Origin of the sequence: Vibrio hangzhouensis (genome assembly GCF_900107935.1) — a bacterium.
Lineage (GTDB): Bacteria > Pseudomonadota > Gammaproteobacteria > Enterobacterales > Vibrionaceae > Vibrio > Vibrio hangzhouensis.
In genome coordinates this window covers 149713-168931 of sequence record NZ_FNVG01000006.1, presented here as the reverse complement: position 1 = coordinate 168931, position 19219 = coordinate 149713, and the positions used below count along the sequence as shown (strand labels likewise).

The following is a 19219-nucleotide window of genomic DNA, read 5'->3' as shown; positions in this document are numbered from 1 at the left end:
CCGAAACCCGTACCACACTGTAGTAAAATCCCTTGGAGAATAATCATGAAGCGACGAGATTTTCTTACAGTTTGCTCGGTATGGTTTGCATGGCCGGTCCTGGCGAAGAGTGAACTGCGTCCCACGCCTATTCAGGCAGAGGGGCCTTTTTATCCGGTCAAGCCCATTGCTGTACGTAGTGATTTGATTGTCAATCCAGACCGCCTAAAAGGACAGCCACTTCAGTTGTCTGGAAGGGTAGTGAATTTGCAGGGCAGCCCTTTAACGAATATCACGGTTGAAATCTGGCAATGCGATGGTACCGGAATCTATGATCATCCCCGACAGCCCAATGTGGAACAGTTTGACCCCAGCTTTGCTGGCTGCGGAGCTACGGCCACAAATTTAGAAGGGCAATTTCAGTTTCAAACGCTTTATCCAGTGCCTTATGCAAGCAGGCCTCCCCATATCCATGTGAAGTTATGGCGTGGTCAAAGAGCCTTACTTACCACACAGCTCTATTTGCCAAATCAGATGGGCAGTGAGTGGTGGGGAGGAAGTGAACGCGAACTGTTGCAGATGAAGATGAGCAGCAGCAACGACATCGATGAGGCTGAGTTTACTTTCGTGATTGATGCATAAAGTGCCAGCGAGTGGCACTTTATGGATTTTATCGGGTTATCAGTAGAGTAGGCTTGGTAGCCACAACGACAAACCCGGTATGAACAGAAGTAAGGCTAAGCGAAGGATATCGACACACCAGAATGGGGTGACACCTTTAAATATGGTGCTGGTTTGAATGTCCTTGATGACCCCTTTAAGCACAAAGATGTTCAGGCCAACAGGTGGCGTGATTAAGCTGATTTCCGTTACTACCACGACTATGATGCCAAACCAGACCAAATCAAACCCAAGGCTCTCAACCAGTGGATAGAACACAGGAATGGTGAGCAGGAGCATGGACAGACTTTCAAAAACGGTGCCCATTAGGATGTAGATGAGCAAGATCATTAGCATTACTAACAGTGGCTCTGTACCCAGCGAACTGACAAAATCCACCAAATCATTGGGTAATCCCGCTCGGTTGACGAAGTTGGAATAGATAAGCGCACCGATGACGACCCCAAATAGCATGGTGCTGGTTCTGGCTGTATCAATAAGAATATCTCTGAGGCTGCTCCAGGTTAACGAACCACGGAAGAAGGCGATCAGAAATGCGCCGAAAGCGCCGACGCCAGCGGCTTCAGTTGGTGTGAAAATACCCCCGTAGATGCCTCCCATCACTAATGCAAACAAGCCTAGTATCGACGAAACTGAGCGCAGAGCCTGAATTCTTTCCGCTCGAGCCAGCTTCTCGCCACAAGGTCCTGCTTTAGGGTTTCGCCATACCACGAAGCGGGTCGCGACAATGTAAAGGACGATACCCATCAGACCCGGAATGAAACCGGCTGCAAATAGATCACGTACACTTTGTTCTGTTAGCACGGCGTAGATGATTAGAATGACGCTTGGCGGGATCAGAATCCCTAACGTACCGCCAGCGGCAATGGATGCGGCTGCGAGTCCGTCCGAATAACCGTACTTTCTCATCGACGGCATAGCCACCTGAGCCATAGTGGCAGATGTGGCAAGACTCGAACCAGAAATGGCAGAAAATCCACCACAGGCCGCAACCGTCGCCATCGCCAACCCGCCTTTTTTATGACCGAGAAATGCATAACAGGCTCGATAGAGCTCCTGAGACAAGCCTGCCTTGGTGATGAAGTTACCCATTAAAATGAACATAGGAATCACAGAAAGCCCGTAGTCCTGAGCAGTATCAATCAAGCGCTTAGCGCTCACAGTAAGCGCACTATTGAAGTTCCAGTCCCCAAGGGCCGCATAGCCAAAGAAGCCGACAACGCCCATTGCGAATGCGATAGGCATTCTTAGTAGAATCAGAAACAGCAAAACGCCAAAGCCAATAAGAGTTACTATCATTGAGACGTTCCTTGAGTAGGATAGTTTTTATTGAGAAGGTGAGTACCAATCAACACCAAACAGGTGACCGATGTCAGCCAGCAGGTAATGGCCAGAAAGTAAGTCAGGTAGTAAACGGGAATTTCCAGATACTCGCTGATCTCCTCGTAACGATGAGATCGTGTGGCCAGACTCCATACCTTCGTGCCTATGGCAAATAGGCTTATACTGATGGCCAGATTAAACAGAATGTCCCGCAATGAGCGGATTTGTTTGGGTAGCATGCCTTCCATCAGGTCGACGCTGATATGTTCTTTTCTCCACGTCACAAGTGGTAAAGAGGTAAAGATCAGGCTTCCCAACAGAATCTCGGTCAGTTCGACGCTACCTACCAGTGGGCTGGAAAAAAGATAGCGTCCTACAACATCGATGCAGGTGACCAGCATCAATGCGGCAAGTTGAATGCAGGCGAACAGGCTAAAAAGGTGATAAAGGTGCTGGGCGAACCACTCCCAGCACTGAACACCAATTGAAAGTAAGTTTTTCATTGATGTGCTCTTATAGATCGATAGGTTGGTAGTTTTCAGCTTCTTGTCGGAACGCTTTCAGGGCAGATTTTGCATCGACATCACGGCGACTGGCTTTGTAAATCCACTCTTCATCCATGCCTTCTGTGATCTTCTCGAAGTAGGCGATATCCGCTTCTGTCGCTTCTACTACAGTGCTGCCTGTAGCTCGAATATCGGCTTCGCCAATATCGTCCGCAGTTGCCCAGGCTCGACCTGCTAGCGCTGACAGTTTCTCACCCGACACGCGACGAATGGCGGCCTGATCCTGTTCGCTTAATCCCGCCATAAAATCAGGGCTCAGGAACATGCCAAACGAACCCAGATACATTCCGTGAGGCATCTTGATGGTATAAGGAGCAACCTCTTTGTATCGACCGACACGCATGTAATCCATCTGCATAAAGATCCCGTCTGCGACACCCTGAGCCAGAAGCTCATACGCTTTGGTTGCAGGGGCATTGACACCAGTTACGCCTAGTCGTTTACCAATTTCTACAGAAACACCGCCACCGATACGTATCTTCAAACCTTTGACAGACTCCAACGAGTCAACGGGCTCACGTAGGTGGATATGGCCTGGTCCGTGTACAAACAACGCAGCAAGCTCTACGCCATCGTTTTCACCAGAGTCAGCGAAATACTCCTGATTGATTCGCCAGTGCGCCACAGACACAGCTTCAGCCCCGGCTTTTACTCCTGGTAATTCGACCATCTGGGGAAGCTGGAATCGACCGGGAATATAGCCATGGAAGGTCCATGCTGCATCCACGGCGCCATCTTCGACTAAATCAACCAGGCTCTTGGGATGTCCCATGTTGTATTCAATTTTGACCGTAACCCGGCCATCGGTCGCTTGTTCAATTCACTTACCCCAGGTTGGAATCACATCGGCATTCATGGTGTGGTTAGGACTAAGCCAGGTACCCACTCTAAGCTCTTTGCTTTCAGCCCAAGAACTAAATGAAGCGAAGGTGGCCACGGAGGCGATAGCGAGGGATTGGATTAGACTTTTTGTTTTCATTATAACGTCCTGTTTTTTTGTACTAGTGAGGTTGGAAAACCAACATTGCACAACATTTGTGCAGGCGCATTACCCGATTAGGGTACGTAGGGGGTGTTTTGTTGCATAACTGTGATCCCGGGTTAACTAATTTGTAATAAGTGGCTTTCAAATACACAGCTTCGGTGAGTGTAAAGCGGCGATGAATGTCAAAAACTTCAGTAAAAAGAAGCTATTGTTTAACGAAGCTTGTCTATAGTTATGGGAGACACATTAACCCTTAAGGATGACAAACTACGTATGCGCGCTTTAGTTGTAGGTAAGGTTCCTCGTTCAATGGAGCATCAGGATGTGCAGGTTGTAGATGAGTATCTGGATGATGAAATACTCCGAGAATGGGGGCGAGTGTGCGTGATTAATGTCACGCCAGAGAGGCAAGATGAGACTTTGTTACAAATTCACAGCTCACCAGCAGGCTGGAGTTGGCGAGTGTTGACCCTTCACCACAGTGAACTTGCGCCGTTCTTGTCCGATGCAGTGTTTAACGGTAATGATGTAATTACGGAAGAACTCAAGCCTTTTCCAAAGCTTAAGCGCTTGAGCGATGTTCCAAAAGACAAGCTGCTTGCTTATTTATGGATAAATGAGACCCGCCGGATACGCCCAATGAAAGTGCTCAGTAATTCGGAGATATATCGTTATCCATTACTGGATGTGTATCACAATCAACAGCAGACGCCTTTTCGCTACCTACATCGCCTTATAGATTCAGGGCTTATCGAAGCAGAACGTTGCGAAGACAGAGTGCGTTACTGTCAATCTTGTGGTTCGGGACACCTCAATTTTGTTGATACCTGTCCATCTTGCCAATCCATCGACATCAAGACGTTTGATGCATTGCACTGCTTTACCTGCGGACATGTCGACGATGCCGATAAGTTTGTTTCGCGTCGAGCGATGACCTGTCCCAATTGTCACACGTCACTTAAGCACATTGGTGTGGATTACGATCGTCCATTGGAACTCTATAGTTGCAATCACTGTTCTCAGGAGTTTGCAGAAGCGAATGTCGTCGCCAGCTGTTTGTCTTGCGGTCACCAGAACGCCACTTCCGACTTAACCGCGAGAAGTTACTATACGTATCGTGCGGGAGAAAACATCCAGCGTCATTTGCTGGATGAACAGGTGGAGAGAAACACTAACCTGGTTTTGGCCGGCACTGTCAGTACAGCGGTATTTGATGCTGCACTAGGCTGGAAAAATCAGTTATCTTTGCGGCACAAACATCAGGATCTACTTTTGGGTATTAAGATCCATCAGATTAGTCAGTTTATTGCCGAACAGGGTGATGTGGCATACATCGAATTCATTAGCGCATTTGCGGAGCAATTGGAGCAACTTTTCCGAACTACTGACATTAGCTGCCAGTATGCTGATGACACCCTATTCATCTTACTGCCTCACTGTGACATCAGTTTTATGTCATCCATTGAGAAACGGATTGAAGCCTTTTCAGACAAGGTGGAATCAGACATTCTTTCGCTGACGGTAATGAGTTGGGCTCTGCCCGACAATCGACTTTCTGATGCCAACAAATGGTTGCTAGAGAGGTCTTCGGAATTGAATGATTGACGCCATTATCCAACTTAGCAGCACTATCGTTACCCAGGTCGTGCAGAATACAGAGCTACTGGCTAAGTTTCTGCCGGTCGTTTTGGTCATTGAGCTTCCGCTAATTTTGTTGGTGATCGCCGGGATATTTTCCTGGTACTGGCAAAATCGCACAGTGGTGAACACCTACACGCCTAATGTTAGCTTCGTAATCACATGCTATGGGGAGGGAGATGGCATAAATATCACAATTGACACCTTAGTAGAGCAAATCTACCCGGGTAACATAGAGATATTGGTGGTAGTCGATGGCGCGGTTCAAAATCAGGAAACCTATGAGGCAGCGATAAGAGCCCAAGACAAGTACCGTAACAGAATAGATCGTGTGGTAAGAGTGATTCCAAAATGGCAACGGGGTGGCAGAGTTTCTACACTCAACTCTGGTCTTTACAAAGCGAAGCACGACATAGTGATCAACGTCGATGGTGACACGTCTTTTGATAACGATATGGTGACCCAAATGATGCGTCAGTTTGTCGACCCTAACGTAATCGCTAGTGGAGGTGCCCTTAGGGTACGTAACTGGAACAAAAACCTCCTTACTCGAATGCAGTCTCTGGAATACATGATGTCAATGCAAGGGGGAAAAACCGGAACCAGTCAATTTGGCTTCCTTAATAATATCTCTGGCGCCTTTGGGGCATTTCGAAAACAACAGTTAAAGAGAGTCGGCGGTTGGGATACGCATACGGCAGAAGATCTGGATTTGACTATGCGTTTGAAACAGTACAAGCGGCGCTATCCAGAGTCAAAACTGGCATTTACGCCTCATGCGGTTGGACACACCGATGCGCCTGATACTTTAAAAAACTTTGTGTTACAGAGGTTACGTTGGGACGGAGACCTTCTGTTTCTTTATCTTCGTAAGCACATCAAAGGGCTAACGCCGAAACTGTTGGGATGGAGGGTGTTTTTGTACACCTTAGTCTATGGTGTGTTACAAAACGTGCTGCTGCCCATATTCATTACTCTCTTTACGGTGTATATCTTTGCTTCCTATCCGATACTGTTTTCTTTGTCGGTTACCATGATTACTTACGCCATTTATGTCACCTTAGTTTTGATTAAGTTCACTGTCTATTTGACGCTGATTTCTGAGCGCAAACAACAGGATATAGGAATGGTCGGTTGGCTTGCTCTCTATCCTTTATATGCATTATTTTCTCGTTTTATCACTGCTTTTTCGATTCTGAATGAGACCTTCAGGCGTTCACATGAAGAGTCGAGCATGGCACCGTGGTGGGTGCTGAAAAGAGGACGTAGATTTTGAAAGTTAAGTTTCAAATGAATAAACAAAAATCCCCTCAAAGCGAAAGGGGAATGAAAGTCGCCTATGGGGAAGCCAAACGGACGGGGTACCGCTTCAGGTGGTTTGCGCTATTGGGGCTGATTTTGCTGCCAGTCATTTTTGTGGCGTATTATATTGTCAAACCACAGGTGTTTACTATCGCCTCAGGTGTGGTGAGTTACGAGCCTATATCAATCAAATCGCCACGAGAAAGTGTGGTGGAAAGTGTGTATTTCGAAGTCGGCGATACGTTTTCAAAAGGTGAGTTCTTAGTACAATTACAAAACAGCGTACTCGAAGATGAAATCGAGTATCTCGAACAACAAATAAGAGCCCTAAAAGCCTATTCACAGCAACGTGCCGATAATTTTGTGGATCTGTACCTCTCCGCACAGCGTGATGCTAATAAAAATCTGCAGGAAATTGAGAAAATTAAACGAGAGTTTGAGGCGTTTAACAAAGAAGGCTTGGTCAGTACCGGCGATTATGCCGCGATACTCAATAACTACTATGCTGCCCAGGAGAGAAAGTCTAAAGCAGCATTAGACCTGGCTTTGGCGCGCCAGAATGAGGCGGATGAGCAGTATGTTGGCAGCCTGGCTAACATTACGCGTCAGTTGGAGCTCGAACTTAATGGTAAGAGAAGTCAAAAACGAGAACTGCTTATCTCAGCGCCATTTGATGGTCATGTAATCGACGTTCTGGGCCAGCGAGGAGAGCGTTTGCAGTCGCAAACAGACATCATTACGGTGGCAGAAAGTTCGGCCCGTGTACGAGTGGTTGCCTACCTGGATCCAAAACATAGTGACAAAGCGTTACTCGCGAGAAAAGTGACGGTTCGATTGCCCAATGGAAGTCGATTAAATGCTCATGTGTCCAGTCCAACGGAACTGGCGTCGAAGCTACCTATCCAATTGAGCAGGCCATTTGAAGGGCAAAAGGCACTGCTAGAAGTGCTGTTAACTATCGATGAGCCACTTCCCTCAAGGGAAGAGCTCATTGAAGGCATGCCTGTCGAAGTGTATTTTTAGGGCACCAGATGTTAAGGGTTGGCGACGACGGGCTGGTAGCGACCAGGTTTATGGTTCATAGCCAGGATCAGGTTGGTGGCTATTGCCCCAAGAATGGACAGTGCAATAAGCTCAATATCAACCACAAAGAAAGACAGGATTACGATAGAGCAGTCCAGTCCCATCTGAACTTTGCCTGCACGAATACCAAAACGTTCTTGCAGGAATAACGCCAGAATATTAAAACCACCCAGGCTCATTTTGTGTCTGAAGATCACCAGCATACCCATGCCAATCAAACCACCACCAATTAAGGCTGCGTATAAAGGTTCAATGTGCGCGATTTGAATAACGTGATGCAGATGGTCAACGGCAAAAGAGACGATACTTACGGCTACGAAAGTGTTCAATGTGAACTGCCAGCCCATTCTAGTGACGGAAAGAATGTAGAAAGGTAAGTTCAACGCGAAGAATACCTGACCAAAGCTCAATGCGGTGATTTTGGTGATGAACAGTGCCAGTCCAGCGGTTCCGCCAGTCAGCAACCCGACTTGATTGAAGAATATGACACCGAGTGAGACCAGTGCGCTACCTAATGTGAGAGCAAGTAAGTTCTCTCGAAGACTGTGGTCTTTGTCCATAAAGATTGGCTCCGTAGATAGTGAATCGAATATTGCGCTTTACGCAGTTTTGTTGGCGCGATGTTATCGCTGGGTGAGCCTCTATGTCGAGTTAGTGACGAAGATCAAAAAATAACTGAGTGTTTAATCAACTTTACATCCTCGCGCTAACTTGGTGCATGTCGGTCAATTATCGCTATACTTGGAACTATGAATTTTCTAGCCCATCTTCACATTGCAGACCATTGCCAGAGCAGTTTACTTGGTAACCTTCTTGGTGATTTTGTCAAAGGCGATCCCAATAAGCTTTACAGTCCCGGCGTGGCCAAAGGGATACTGCTACATCGCTTTGTCGATTCTTTCACTGACAACCACGAAATCATGAAAGCCTGCAAGCAACACTTTGATCCTGAATTAAGGCGCTTTGCTCCTATTGCGATGGACATGTTCTGGGATCACTGTTTAGCTAAGCGATGGTCGGAGTATCATTGCGAACCGCTGAGCCGGTTTGTGGATTACGCAGAGCAACAAATTAGCGCTACCGATGAACCGCTACCTGAAAGATTTGTTCTGATGAGTGCCCATATGTGGCAGGGACGTTGGCTGGAATCCTATCGAGAGCTGGACAATATCAAATATGCGCTTGAGCGTATGTCATTGCGTAGTATGCGAATGACACCGTTGATGGAGTGTGGACAACAGTTAGAGCAAAACTATGAAACATTTTCACGATTGTTCTCTGATTTATATCCTGATGTTCTTCAGCAAACCCGAAAACAGGTAACTGAATAACATCGTTAACCTTAGCGTATTAATCTGATACACTCGCGACCCTTTTCTATACTTCCTGTTGGCGAGACAATGACAGACAAGACCTTACCCGATAACGCTGAAGCGCTGAACTCTTTTAACGTTTTTGCGTTTAACGATACTCTTAATCAGAATCTTGAGGCTCTCAACTATACGTCGCCAACACCTGTTCAGGCCCGTGCGATTCCGCATCTCATGGAAGGAAAAGACATGCTTGCGGGTGCTCAAACGGGTACGGGTAAAACCGCTGCCTTTGGCTTGCCGCTGATTCAACAGCTTATTGACTCCCCCAAACTGCGTGAAGCCAATAGTAAAGTGATTCGATCGCTCGTTTTGACACCAACGCGCGAGTTGGCGCAGCAAGTGTTTGATAACCTGATTCCGTTAGCGAAGTCGACCGGACTTAAAGTGGTGGTGGCCTACGGTGGTACAAGCATGGGTGTGCAAACTAAGAATCTCAGGGGCGGTGCTGATATTCTTGTGGCTACCCCAGGCCGACTGTTGGATCATCAGCATGTTCGTAATCTCACGTTAGCCGAGTGTGAATTCCTGATACTGGATGAAGCAGATCGCATGTTAGATATGGGCTTTATGCCAGATTTGAATCGTATTCTGCGACGTCTTCCCAAAGAACGCCAGAATATGATGTTCTCCGCCACCTTTGAACAACGTATAAAAACGCTCGCGCACCGTATTATGAATGAACCGGTGGAAGTTCAGGTTACCCCGGCCAACTCGACGGCGGATACGGTCAAGCAGATGGTTTACCCAGTGGACAAAAAGCGCAAACACGAGTTGCTAGCCTACTTAATTGGTTCACGTAACTGGCAGCAAGTGCTGGTGTTTACCAAAACCAAACAGGGCAGTGATGCGCTGGCGAAGGAACTGAAACTGGATGGCATTGATGCGGTATCGATCAATGGCGATAAGAGTCAGGGAGCGCGCCAGAAAGCACTGGATGATTTTAAGTCTGGTAAAGTTCGTGCGCTTATTGCAACCGATGTGGCTGCACGAGGACTGGATATTCAGCAACTTGAGCAGGTCGTTAACTTTGATTTGCCATACAAGGCTGAAGATTACATCCATCGTATCGGACGTACGGGCAGAGCGGGTCATGAAGGCTTTGCGGTTTCGTTAATGAGCCACGATGAGCATTACCTTCTGGAAGCCATTGAACGTTTGCTTGATACGCGCTTGCCCCAAGAGTGGTTAGCGGGCTTTGAACCTAGTCCGGAATCTGAGATAGAGCCGGATCGTGCTCCTCGCCGCAAAGGTCGCGGTGCCGACAAACGCAAGATGAAAGCCAAGCTTAAAATTCATGCAAACCGCGGCAAAAAACGATAATCACCTGCCACAGATAGAAAAGACAAGTCAGCTTGGCTTGTCCTTTATATTGATGCAGGCGATTTCACATATACCCACCTGAATGGACGGAGTAGGATACATTATGAGTTCACCTAAAAGACCAGTAAACATTCATGATGAATACCACGCTCACATCTACTTTGAGCGTGAAACAGTCGATTTTGCTACAGATTTGTGCCGTACCATTGGCCAAATCTTTACCCTTCCGGTTGGACGTATCCACCAAAAGCCTGTCGGTCCGCATACAAAATGGAGCTGTCAGGTCACTTTTACAAAAGACAACTTTGACCGCTTTATTCCCTGGCTCGATGAGGCAAGGGGTGAGCTTAGCGTTCTGGTTCACGCCAGCACAGGTGACGCACTTAAAGATCACACCACCTATGCCTATTGGTTGGGCAGCGAAGTCGACCTCAATCTTAAAGGATTCTAGTTGGAGTTTATCCGTTGCTCTCTTTGGTACCTACCGTGCAATGGATTCCGCGGCTATTAAAATAGTCAGCGATGTCGCTCACGCGGCGTTGAAATGAAATACGGTCAAACTGGAGGTCTTGCATTTTGTAAGGTAACCCCAGCGACTGATATTTCTCCTCACCAAGGCGCATAAAACTCAATAATTGCAGTGCTTGCACCTTGCTTCCCATTTCGTTAATGATGAAATCTGCGGTGGCATGGATATTGTCATCATCGTCGTTCACGTGAGGGATAACCGGTATCCTCAGTATGATGGCTTTATCCGTCGTAGCCAGCGCCTTCAAGTTGTTGAGTATTTTACGGTTATCGACTCCCGTGTGCGTTTTGTGCCGTTGGCTGTCCATCAGTTTTATATCGGAAATAAACAGATCTGTGACTGGTAGCAATCGCTCTATACGGTTCCAGTTGGCGAAAAAACTCGACTCCAGGCAGGTATGAATGCCTTCTTGTTGGCATTTTGAGAACAGTTCCAACACAAAGTTGGCCTGCAACAAAGGCTCGCCTCCGGAAATGGTGACCCCACCTCCTGAACGCTGATAAAAGCCCTTATCCTTTCTGATCAGCGTCATGCATTGCTCCACCGACATAGAGTCTCCCCACTGCCTGATGGCTTCAGACGGACAGTCCTCTGAGCAGGCAAGGCAGGCGGTGCACTGGTCTCTGGTAACCTGATTCAATGTAGAGTCAGTAAAGATCAACATATCCGGAGCGGGACAGACTTCTATGCACGAACCACAACTGGTATTCGAAATACACTTGTTCTGAAATACACCGACTTCAATATGACGGTTAAAACTCTCTGGGTTACCACACCAGTCGCAGCGCAGGGGGCATCCTTTAAGAAAGAACTCAGTACGAATGCCCGGACCATCGTGCAGTGTAAAGCGTTGTACGTTAAGTACAGTTCCTAGGTTTGACACAAATAACCTCAGTATCGTTTATGAGCGGACTTTATTCGTCCGCTCTATGGATTAGGATTTGCGTTTATTGCTTAAAACCTAAGCTCTGTTCGCTGAATCAAGTCATCTTGAAGCGGTTTGCCCAGTTCGACAAAATAGGCACTGTAACCCGCGACACGTACCAACATATCTTTATACAACTCAGGGTTTCGTTGCGCCGCTTTCATCTTCTCTGAGCTCATGATGTTGAACTGAACATGCATCCCTTGTTTGGAAATGTACTCGTCAATAAAGCTCACCAGAATATCTCGACCTTCGGTACCAGACACGGCATCCTCCGGGAAGCGCAGGTTAAGTAGGGTGCCATTGGTGGCCAGGCTATGATCGACCTTAGTCACAGAGTTGACAATAGCGGTAGGCCCGTGAATATCATGAGAGCCACCGGCAGTGTGGACAGGACCCATATTGTCAGAGATAGGCTCTTCATTTTTACGGCCATCCAGCGACGCATTGGTGTATAAGCCCATGCCTACATTTGCGTTGACGGTATAAACGCCAGGGCTAAATTTTCCGCCTCTCGGGTTGATACGACCATTAATATGACGGCAATAGCATTCAAACATGAAGGTGAATAATTCGTCAGCCTCATCAATGTCATTCCCGTAGTGGGGGATCTTTGAGCTGTTAACCAACGCATAGAGCTTCTCATAACCAACCCAGTTGTTTTTCAGGGCATCGAGAAGTTGTGTACCGGTATACTTTTTACTATCAAACATCAGCTTCTTGATGGTTGCCAGTGAATCGGCGCAGGTTGCAATACCTGCAGCCTGTGGTGCCGTACCGTTATATTTAACGCCCCCATTGGTCATGTCTCTGCCGGATTCAATACATCCTTCAAAAAACGCCGAGATATAAGGCGTTGGTTTGATAGTGCGATGGATCTTATCGGTGACATTCAAGCAGCTACAAAGCTGATCACACCAGTAAGCAAATTGCTTATCGACACTTTCCAGAACTTGCTCAAACGTTTGGTAGGTTTCGAGACTGCCAGTATCTGGCCCAAGTTGCATTCCAGCGTTAGGACCTGACAGAATTCGTCCGCCATTGATGACCATCTCCATCATTTTGGCGGTGTTCACATAACCCGCGTCGAGCCAGCCGTGCTCTTTACCGGGAATGGTCGGTTCAACGCAGCCAACGACGGCATAATTGCGAGCCTCTTGAAGCGTGACTCCTTTACCAAGCATGGCTTTGATTGCAGGACCGTCATTAAACAATTTTGGATGTCCGTACCCGGCTCGAATACATTCAATGGTTTTGATTTTCAGCTCATATGGCGTTTTTTCGTGCATACGTAGGCAAACCCAAGGGTTCATCATTCGAGTATGTACGGATGCTTCCAGCATTAGCATCGTGAGATCGTTAGTCGCGTCGTTACCATTATTATCAACACCGCCAATGGTCAGGCTTTCGCCGCCAAACCCACGGCCGTTACGAACCTTAACCGTACCTTTATCTTTGAGTTTGGTTGGGTTGTTCATTTTGACGTATAACACTTCAATCAACTCTAAAATGAAGGACTTAGGTACCGCGCGCTCTTTAACGTCTTTCTCATAGAATGGGTGTAACCACTGGTCCATTCGGCCATATGAAATGGAGTGACCATTACCTTCAATTTGAGTCAGTGTGACAGCAAAATTGAATAGTTGAGCGGCTTGCCAGAAAGACTGAGGTGCACCTCCGGCGATTTGGTGGCAGTTTTGCGCCATGGTTAGTAATTCTTGCTTTCTAACCTGATCGGCCTCTTTTCCGGCCATCTTTTCGGCGAGCAAAGCATAACGAGTGATGTATTTCTTTGCTGCCTCCAGCGTGATTATCGTCGCTTTGTAGTAATCTCTTTTTTCACCGAAATCCGGGTCTTGTTTGGATAGCCTAGCAAAGGCCTCTCTAGTCTGAGTGAGTACACCATCGTAACCAAGGGTCATCAGCTTATTGAAATCCATGGCGAAATGGCCGATGCCCGCGAAGTGGTAGTTATTGGTCTGGAAAACCTTTTCGCCCATGTGTGAACCTTTCTTCTGGTCCTCGTCAAGGTGGGCAGTGATAATTTCGTTGGCACTCTTTCCTTTCCAGTACTCACAAAGTTTAAGGATTTCAGCTCTGTCTTCGTCATTTCGTATGTAAAACTGATCGTTCGCACGCTGTTCAAATGGCGAATGAAGTATTTCGTCAATAATCCAGTCTACGGAAAATTCGGGATAGATAGGTGAAGCTTTAGCCGGGGCTGCAATCTCTCCCAGGATAAGATCTTCCGGATAAATGTGCAGTGTGGTTTTTAGCAAAATATTCTCAAACGCATAAGCACATTGAAGAATACGAGGTGAAGCTTCATTTTGTTGATAGGCTTGGGTGACCAGGCGCAGTCTCTCTACATCTATGTCATAGGGTCTGTCGAGAAAGGCTTGTCTTAGCTTGTTGACTCGTGGGTAGGGAGACCAGTCTTCGTGGCCGACTTCGTAACCAAGACCATAAACTTTATCAAATGCTTCGACGCCACTTGCGGTCGTATGATGATCGGAATTGATGTCCAACAAGCTCGCTTGATCAGCCTGGAAATGTTCCATTGTTTACCTCTTAAAAATTTTAAATGCGTTTAATTTTGAAAATATAGAATGCTGTTGAGTGATGCTTGACGCTCATGTATGAAAACTGACATCTAAGTCTTGTGAGTCTGGCGCCATATTGTTGCTGAAGCTGTGCTTTGTTGTTCGTTGTATGCCAACGCAGGGAAAGCCGATGGACGTTGGGTCGCTTACAACATCAGCTATTCTGTGTTTGGGCTTTGCGTGCTCTGCTTTATAAATCACTCTCTGTTATTGGCTTCATTATACGATGCGCAGTGTCTTGTTCTGAGAAAAATGTCACATACGCGAAACTAAAATGACAAAAAACAACAAAATGTGACACGTGTAATGGTTATTTAATTTCTGAAGTCTATAGTGTGCTTAACTTTCTTCGGCTAAATAACAGGACATATGGACACCACTTTAATACTCGTTTCGCTGATCATTGCATTGGCTGGATTTACACAGGGGTTGACGGGATTTGGTTCGGCACTCGTGTCGGTTCCGTTGCTGTCGTTTATCGTTGGCGCTCAGACGGCCGTGCCCATCGCCGGTATTTTTGGCTGGTTGGTAACTCTGCCTATTGTCTGGAAGATGCGTCACTCAATACAGCGTCAGACAGGACTTATTCTGTTTGCTGGCTCAGTGCCAGCATCGTTTGTTGGCGCTAAGCTCTTGGCAACCATGCCCTCGCAGTACATTCTTTTGACCATGGGTGTTGTATTGGTAGCGTCTAGCTTACATTCACTGCGCTCTACTAAGCCTCTGTTTAAAAAGACATCTGTGCCAGTGACCGTCGGTGCTGGATTTACTTCAGGTGTACTCGGCGCAAGTGTTGGTGAATCAGGTCCACCGGTTATCGCGTATACTTCAATGCAACCTTGGACAGCGGACCAGACAAAATCCACATTGGCTTTTTTCTTCATGCTGCAGATGATTGGTGCAAACATCAGTTTCTGGAACGAAGGGTTAATTACCGAAGAAGTGTTGTCACTGGTAACCTCGGCCTTACCTGCATTTGCTGTGGGCCTGGCTGGCGGGATGTTTGGTTATCATCTACTGCAAAAGTACAAGATTGACTACCACCGTATTGTACACATGTTCCTGTTGTTCATTGGTTGTGCGCTAGTGTTGAAAAATGTCAATTTCTGAGTGTATTGTTTGATTTAGAATTGCTTAACCACAGCGTATATCCAGAGTCAAACAAGCAGGCGTAGTGCCTGCTTGTTTTGTATCTGGTTCTGGTCGTCAGCAATGGTTATTTTGTGCGTAATGAGGTTGAGCGCAGCGGGGCGGGTTTGGGAAGTAGCCACCAGAACAAAAGTAACATTGTGACAGCGTAAAGCATCGCGATGCCAATGGAAACCAGTACCAGCAGACACAGACACAGAGAAACAATGGCTAAGTGTTTGCGCCATCCCGTCAGTAAACGTACCGCGCTCCACATCGCAAACAGATAAATCACCACAAAAATGCCGTTTGCCAAAGTCAGAAAGACTTCGATATCAATACCCGAAAGCTCACCAAAGACGCAAGAGACAGCAAGTATTACGCCGACAATCAAGGTCGCAACCGAGGGGACGCCATTGACCGTAACTCTTGCTGCGGGACTGGTCGGGCGATATTCACGAGCTAATGACCATAACATTCTTGCCAGACTTTGGGTGTAAAGGTTAATGGTCGCAAAGCAGGCAAGAAAACCGGTGACGCTGATGATCCACCTTGCTTTAGGGCCGAATAGTAAGTCCGCCAGGTAAGGAACTGAGGTCGTATTAAGCTCCTGCGTACCATAAGCGTGGTGTTTTAGTACGACTGTTGAAAACAGATAATAGATAGCGCCTGCTAATATGCATCCAATAACGATGGCAATGGGATAATCCCGCTCTGGATTTTTGAATTCCTCTCCCATATGAGCGAAAGCTTCGATACCGACAAAACACCAGAACATAACGGCGATGGCTTGTCCGATAGAAAGGAACCGCTCAGTAGGAGGCGAGTGCGGAAGAGTATCCTGGACGTTCATATCTCCCATCCAGAAAAAGCTTCCAACCAGTGCCAGAATACCCAAAGCGATAAAAGTCTGTAGCCGACTGGAAGACTTGCTCCCCGAGAAGTTGACGATCATTAACAGTAGCACAACGAGTAACTGTGCCATGATCGGAGTCGCTAAAAAGTCAGGAAGGAATTGTTGAGCAAAGCCCCCGGCAATAGCAATTGCGGCTGGAACACCAACAGGGATGACACTAATGAACAGTAACGCGATGGCCTTTTCCAGTCGAGGTCCAAATGCATGCCGAACAAAGTAAGAAGCGCCACCGGCATTGGGGTAGCGTTTCCCTAACAATGCAAATGTAATGGCGATAGGGCAAATGGCTAACAACAGTATCCACCATGCCCATAACATCTGTTCTCCGGCAATGCTGGCTGCGATGGCCGGAACCATAAATAGTCCGGTTCCCAAAAGCGTTGTGGACATTTGGCCAATGCCGCCAATGAGCGTAATTTCCTTTTTGAGTTCTGCCATAACATCTTGTTTTATTAGAGGGAGTGGGGCCGACTATACCAAGAAGCGCTGGTCATTGGCGAGGGAACTTTTTGAGCTAACTCGAAAAAGAAACCTCTATAGTTGATCCTCAATGGGAAGAAGGCCAGAGAACCAGGCGCCCATTTTGCGCCATATGCTCGCTTTAGGTTCACTGGTGTAACGCTCACCAGAATCTAGGTCCAGCCAACGTACCTTGCCTTCTTCAACGACCACTTTATAGGCGATTTGGGGTAATGCAGCAGACAGCTCATCAAGTTGCGACTGAACATAGTTAGGGTGCTCAAGTACAACGGCCATCTCGGTATTTAAGTAAGCTGAGCGAGGATCCCAGTTCATTGAACCGACAAAGAGTTTTCGTTGGTCGAACATGATGGCTTTGGCATGCAGGCTTGAACGACTGCTACCGGTCATGCTCCACTGAGTGTTCATTTCAACCGTAGGTTTGAACTCCCACAATTCGATGCCACCCTCAACCAAATCGGCTCGATATTTTGCATACCAGCCATGAACAGCAAAGACATCGTTGGAGGCCAGACTGTTGGTGATAATGGTAATATTGATTCCGTCTTGAGCGGCTTTTACCATTTCACGCGTGCCTGATTCGGTAGGGACGAAATAAGGGGAGATCAGCACCATAGAGTCTTCTACCCGGGACAAAAGCTCGACCAAATTGTCAATGAGTAAGCTCTCACTTGAGGTCACCTTGTCTGGCATGTCATACCAAAGCTTGCCTTTGCCCCAATACAAAGTGAGCTCACTTCGTTGAAACTGCTGGTAGAGCTCCAAATTTGCCAGATTGTATTGTCCGCTGGTAAATTGAGCCTCCAACCCTGAGTCTGAAATGAACTGTTGTATTTCCGAATCGTTCAATGCTGGTGCTGTACTGACTATCCATTCCATTGGTATGGCATAAACGCTGTTCCAGTATGTGTCAAACTGTACAGCGGTCTGTTCGACGGTGTCACCATAAAGGAGTACGTCAAAGTCACCAAATTCGACATTAGAGCCAAAAGAAAAATACTCATTACCTATGTTGCGCCCTCCAATGATGGTGGCAACGTTGTCGGCAGTTAGTGATTTATTATGCATCCGTCGGTTGAGACGAGAAAAGTCGCTGGCAAATGCGACCATTCGGGCCTGACGATATTGGTGAGGATTAAACAGTCGCACTTCGATATTGGGGTGAGCATTTAATGTCGCCAAACCCAGGTCGTCTCTTTTTTGCATATCATCGAGTAATAAACGAACACGAACACCGCGTTGAGCTGCTTCGTAAAGTCTCCAGGTCATCAACAAACTAGTTTCATCGTCACGATAGATATAGTACTGCACATCGAGACTTTTCTTTGCTCCTTCGATTAATGCGAGTCTGGTGAGCAGCGCGTCTTCACCCTTATTCAGAGGGAAAAATCCAGTGAGGGAAGGATCATAGTTTGTGGTTTGCTGGAAAAAATCAGCGAGAGGGCTCTCGTCCTGATAACCATAGTGATAACTCACATCTTTTGGCTGCTGATCGTCAATAGAAACAGAGCTACAGGCGCTGAGCACTAATGTAATAAGCAGCAGTATCAGTCGATTCAAAATCTCAGGTCCTTTGGTCATTTAACGTCGTCACCATTAACTATGGTTTATACGAAAAGCGAATGGAAGCTTTTTGCCAACAACCTTTGCGTAAAGATGCAAAGCATCACATTGAATTTTGGGCGTAGAAGTAGCGGGGGCCGGTTTCTGCCCAAAAATTTCAGAAGATTAGTTAGCTTTACTGGCGTAAAACGCAGCCACATCTTTGAGATCGTCTTCCGATAAATGTTGTAGCTGAGCTTTCATCAACTGAGCCATCGGTCCCGTTCTTTGATCACTCTTGTACGCTTGCATTGCGTTAAACAGGTAAAGGGGATCCTGACCGTTCAGATTTGGATAACCGTCCTGAGCGACTGGACCATTGGGGTTGTGGCAAAAGATGCAACTAGGGGCCTTGATTTCACCCAACTTTGGGTCTCCAAACTCACTCGCGAATAGCGAACCGGAAGTGATAGTAAGTAAGATGAATAGCAGGTTTTTGGTTTTCACACAGATGACTCATATAAGGCTATTAATGCCTTCAATTTAAAGCCTAACCTAAGGGAAGACTCAAGAAAAATCCGGCATTTTTTGTTGGGAATTGTGATGCAGGCAAAGGTGGCTGAAAAATATAAGCTCACAGGGTTTTAGCTAACATAGAAACTACTTTTCATTATTATAAAATTGGCAATATTCGAAATTGGCATAATATATAGCCAAGTGAAATATCAATCCAATGCTCTAGACTTGTTGTGACTGTTCTTTTATATAAGGAATAACTTATGCAGCCTTAATCCGATTTAATTCCGCTTAATCTGCTTTTAACTTGTACGATGAATGCTAGCGAAG

The 19219-nt window shown here is 46.7% G+C and carries 18 protein-coding genes; 8 read left to right on the top strand and 10 right to left on the bottom strand.

Annotated elements, in window-relative coordinates; all coding sequences use genetic code 11:
* Nucleotides 1-45 precede the first annotated feature (45 nt).
* Nucleotides 46-621: a dioxygenase family protein gene (locus C4S60_RS08450; protein WP_103879897.1), complete on the top strand. Its 576-nt coding sequence runs from the start codon at nucleotides 46-48 to the stop codon at nucleotides 619-621.
* Between the two features lie 39 nt (nucleotides 622-660).
* Here C4S60_RS08450 and C4S60_RS08445 read toward each other — a convergent pair whose 3' ends face one another.
* Genes C4S60_RS08445 through C4S60_RS23755 form a run of 4 tightly spaced genes read right to left on the bottom strand, consistent with a single transcriptional unit; the run spans nucleotide 661 to nucleotide 3528 of the window.
* Entirely contained in the window at nucleotides 661-1959 is a 1299-nt protein-coding gene (locus C4S60_RS08445; RefSeq protein WP_103879896.1) for a TRAP transporter large permease, read from the bottom strand.
* Nucleotides 1956-2486, bottom strand: a complete 531-nt coding sequence (locus tag C4S60_RS08440) for a TRAP transporter small permease (RefSeq protein ID WP_103879895.1) — start codon at nucleotides 2484-2486, stop codon at nucleotides 1956-1958. The genes C4S60_RS08445 and C4S60_RS08440 overlap by 4 nt, the downstream gene beginning before the upstream one ends.
* Before the next feature lie 10 nt (nucleotides 2487-2496).
* Nucleotides 2497-3369, bottom strand: coding sequence for a TRAP transporter substrate-binding protein (locus C4S60_RS08435; RefSeq protein WP_279626941.1), 873 nt, complete (start codon nucleotides 3367-3369; stop codon nucleotides 2497-2499).
* Nucleotides 3370-3528 carry a hypothetical protein gene (locus C4S60_RS23755; protein WP_244183060.1) on the bottom strand — a complete coding sequence of 53 codons (159 nt, stop codon included), beginning with the start codon at nucleotides 3526-3528 and terminating at the stop codon, nucleotides 3370-3372.
* A gap of 279 nt (nucleotides 3529-3807) precedes the next feature.
* On the opposite strand from C4S60_RS23755, the gene C4S60_RS08430 reads away from it, so the two are divergent.
* Genes C4S60_RS08430 through C4S60_RS08420 form a run of 3 tightly spaced genes read left to right on the top strand, consistent with a single transcriptional unit; the run spans nucleotide 3808 to nucleotide 7497 of the window.
* A complete protein-coding gene (locus tag C4S60_RS08430; RefSeq protein WP_103879894.1) occupies nucleotides 3808-5139 on the top strand; it encodes a TackOD1 domain-containing metal-binding protein in 1332 nt (443 codons plus the stop codon).
* Nucleotides 5132-6448 (top strand): glycosyltransferase family 2 protein, encoded by a 1317-nt coding sequence (locus C4S60_RS08425; protein WP_103879893.1) that lies wholly within the window; start codon nucleotides 5132-5134, stop codon nucleotides 6446-6448. Before C4S60_RS08430 ends, C4S60_RS08425 begins: the two co-directional genes overlap by 8 nt.
* 14 nt (nucleotides 6449-6462) lie before the next feature.
* The gene (locus tag C4S60_RS08420; protein ID WP_146060854.1) at nucleotides 6463-7497 is read left to right on the top strand and encodes an HlyD family secretion protein; all 1035 of its coding nucleotides are present in this window, start codon (nucleotides 6463-6465) and stop codon (nucleotides 7495-7497) included.
* Between the two features lie 11 nt (nucleotides 7498-7508).
* Here the strand turns inward: C4S60_RS08420 and C4S60_RS08415 are convergent, their stop codons facing one another.
* On the bottom strand, nucleotides 7509-8117 hold the full coding sequence (locus tag C4S60_RS08415; RefSeq protein ID WP_103879891.1) for a YitT family protein: 609 nt from the start codon (nucleotides 8115-8117) through the stop codon (nucleotides 7509-7511).
* A 189-nt stretch (nucleotides 8118-8306) separates the two neighbouring features.
* On the opposite strand from C4S60_RS08415, the gene C4S60_RS08410 reads away from it, so the two are divergent.
* The 3 genes from C4S60_RS08410 (at nucleotide 8307) to C4S60_RS08400 (ending at nucleotide 10701) form a co-directional block, all read left to right on the top strand.
* Nucleotides 8307-8888 (top strand): acyl carrier protein phosphodiesterase, encoded by a 582-nt coding sequence (locus C4S60_RS08410; RefSeq protein ID WP_103879890.1) that lies wholly within the window; start codon nucleotides 8307-8309, stop codon nucleotides 8886-8888.
* A 69-nt stretch (nucleotides 8889-8957) separates the two neighbouring features.
* A complete protein-coding gene (locus tag C4S60_RS08405; RefSeq protein WP_103879889.1) occupies nucleotides 8958-10250 on the top strand; it encodes a DEAD/DEAH box helicase in 1293 nt (430 codons plus the stop codon).
* Nucleotides 10251-10353: 103 nt separating this feature from the next.
* On the top strand, nucleotides 10354-10701 hold the full coding sequence (locus C4S60_RS08400) for a DOPA 4,5-dioxygenase family protein (protein ID WP_103879888.1): 348 nt from the start codon (nucleotides 10354-10356) through the stop codon (nucleotides 10699-10701).
* Nucleotides 10702-10708: 7 nt separating this feature from the next.
* Here C4S60_RS08400 and hpfH read toward each other — a convergent pair whose 3' ends face one another.
* Nucleotides 10709-11662, bottom strand: a complete 954-nt coding sequence (gene hpfH / locus C4S60_RS08395) for a (2S)-3-sulfopropanediol dehydratase activating enzyme (protein WP_103879887.1) — start codon at nucleotides 11660-11662, stop codon at nucleotides 10709-10711.
* 71 nt (nucleotides 11663-11733) lie between these two features.
* The gene (gene hpfG / locus C4S60_RS08390; protein ID WP_103879886.1) at nucleotides 11734-14265 is read right to left on the bottom strand and encodes a (2S)-3-sulfopropanediol dehydratase; all 2532 of its coding nucleotides are present in this window, start codon (nucleotides 14263-14265) and stop codon (nucleotides 11734-11736) included.
* A 411-nt stretch (nucleotides 14266-14676) separates the two neighbouring features.
* On the opposite strand from hpfG, the gene C4S60_RS08385 reads away from it, so the two are divergent.
* Nucleotides 14677-15417 carry a sulfite exporter TauE/SafE family protein gene (locus C4S60_RS08385; RefSeq protein ID WP_103879885.1) on the top strand — a complete coding sequence of 247 codons (741 nt, stop codon included), beginning with the start codon at nucleotides 14677-14679 and terminating at the stop codon, nucleotides 15415-15417.
* Nucleotides 15418-15523: 106 nt separating this feature from the next.
* Here C4S60_RS08385 and yjeH read toward each other — a convergent pair whose 3' ends face one another.
* From yjeH to C4S60_RS08370, 3 genes are all read right to left on the bottom strand, one after another.
* Nucleotides 15524-16789 carry an L-methionine/branched-chain amino acid transporter gene (yjeH, locus tag C4S60_RS08380; RefSeq protein WP_103879884.1) on the bottom strand — a complete coding sequence of 422 codons (1266 nt, stop codon included), beginning with the start codon at nucleotides 16787-16789 and terminating at the stop codon, nucleotides 15524-15526.
* A 96-nt stretch (nucleotides 16790-16885) separates the two neighbouring features.
* Nucleotides 16886-18412: a phospholipase D family protein gene (locus C4S60_RS08375; protein WP_103879883.1), complete on the bottom strand. Its 1527-nt coding sequence runs from the start codon at nucleotides 18410-18412 to the stop codon at nucleotides 16886-16888.
* Between the two features lie 147 nt (nucleotides 18413-18559).
* On the bottom strand, nucleotides 18560-18880 hold the full coding sequence (locus tag C4S60_RS08370; RefSeq protein ID WP_103879882.1) for a c-type cytochrome: 321 nt from the start codon (nucleotides 18878-18880) through the stop codon (nucleotides 18560-18562).
* Nucleotides 18881-19219 lie beyond the last annotated feature (339 nt).

What these genes read in the sequence shown, in the direction of transcription:
- C4S60_RS08450 (WP_103879897.1), top strand. Translation starts at nt 46, where the DNA reads ATGAAGCGACGAGATTTTCTTACAGTTTGCTCGGTATGGTTTGCATGG.
- C4S60_RS08445 (WP_103879896.1), bottom strand. Translation starts at nt 1,959, where the DNA reads ATGATAGTAACTCTTATTGGCTTTGGCGTTTTGCTGTTTCTGATTCTA.
- C4S60_RS08440 (WP_103879895.1), bottom strand. Translation starts at nt 2,486, where the DNA reads ATGAAAAACTTACTTTCAATTGGTGTTCAGTGCTGGGAGTGGTTCGCC.
- C4S60_RS23755 (WP_244183060.1), bottom strand. Translation starts at nt 3,528, where the DNA reads ATGAAAACAAAAAGTCTAATCCAATCCCTCGCTATCGCCTCCGTGGCC.
- C4S60_RS08430 (WP_103879894.1), top strand. Translation starts at nt 3,808, where the DNA reads ATGCGCGCTTTAGTTGTAGGTAAGGTTCCTCGTTCAATGGAGCATCAG.
- C4S60_RS08425 (WP_103879893.1), top strand. Translation starts at nt 5,132, where the DNA reads ATGATTGACGCCATTATCCAACTTAGCAGCACTATCGTTACCCAGGTC.
- C4S60_RS08420 (WP_146060854.1), top strand. Translation starts at nt 6,463, where the DNA reads ATGAATAAACAAAAATCCCCTCAAAGCGAAAGGGGAATGAAAGTCGCC.
- C4S60_RS08415 (WP_103879891.1), bottom strand. Translation starts at nt 8,117, where the DNA reads ATGGACAAAGACCACAGTCTTCGAGAGAACTTACTTGCTCTCACATTA.
- C4S60_RS08410 (WP_103879890.1), top strand. Translation starts at nt 8,307, where the DNA reads ATGAATTTTCTAGCCCATCTTCACATTGCAGACCATTGCCAGAGCAGT.
- C4S60_RS08405 (WP_103879889.1), top strand. Translation starts at nt 8,958, where the DNA reads ATGACAGACAAGACCTTACCCGATAACGCTGAAGCGCTGAACTCTTTT.
- C4S60_RS08400 (WP_103879888.1), top strand. Translation starts at nt 10,354, where the DNA reads ATGAGTTCACCTAAAAGACCAGTAAACATTCATGATGAATACCACGCT.
- hpfG (WP_103879886.1), bottom strand. Translation starts at nt 14,265, where the DNA reads ATGGAACATTTCCAGGCTGATCAAGCGAGCTTGTTGGACATCAATTCC.
- C4S60_RS08385 (WP_103879885.1), top strand. Translation starts at nt 14,677, where the DNA reads ATGGACACCACTTTAATACTCGTTTCGCTGATCATTGCATTGGCTGGA.
- yjeH (WP_103879884.1), bottom strand. Translation starts at nt 16,789, where the DNA reads ATGGCAGAACTCAAAAAGGAAATTACGCTCATTGGCGGCATTGGCCAA.
- C4S60_RS08375 (WP_103879883.1), bottom strand. Translation starts at nt 18,412, where the DNA reads ATGACCAAAGGACCTGAGATTTTGAATCGACTGATACTGCTGCTTATT.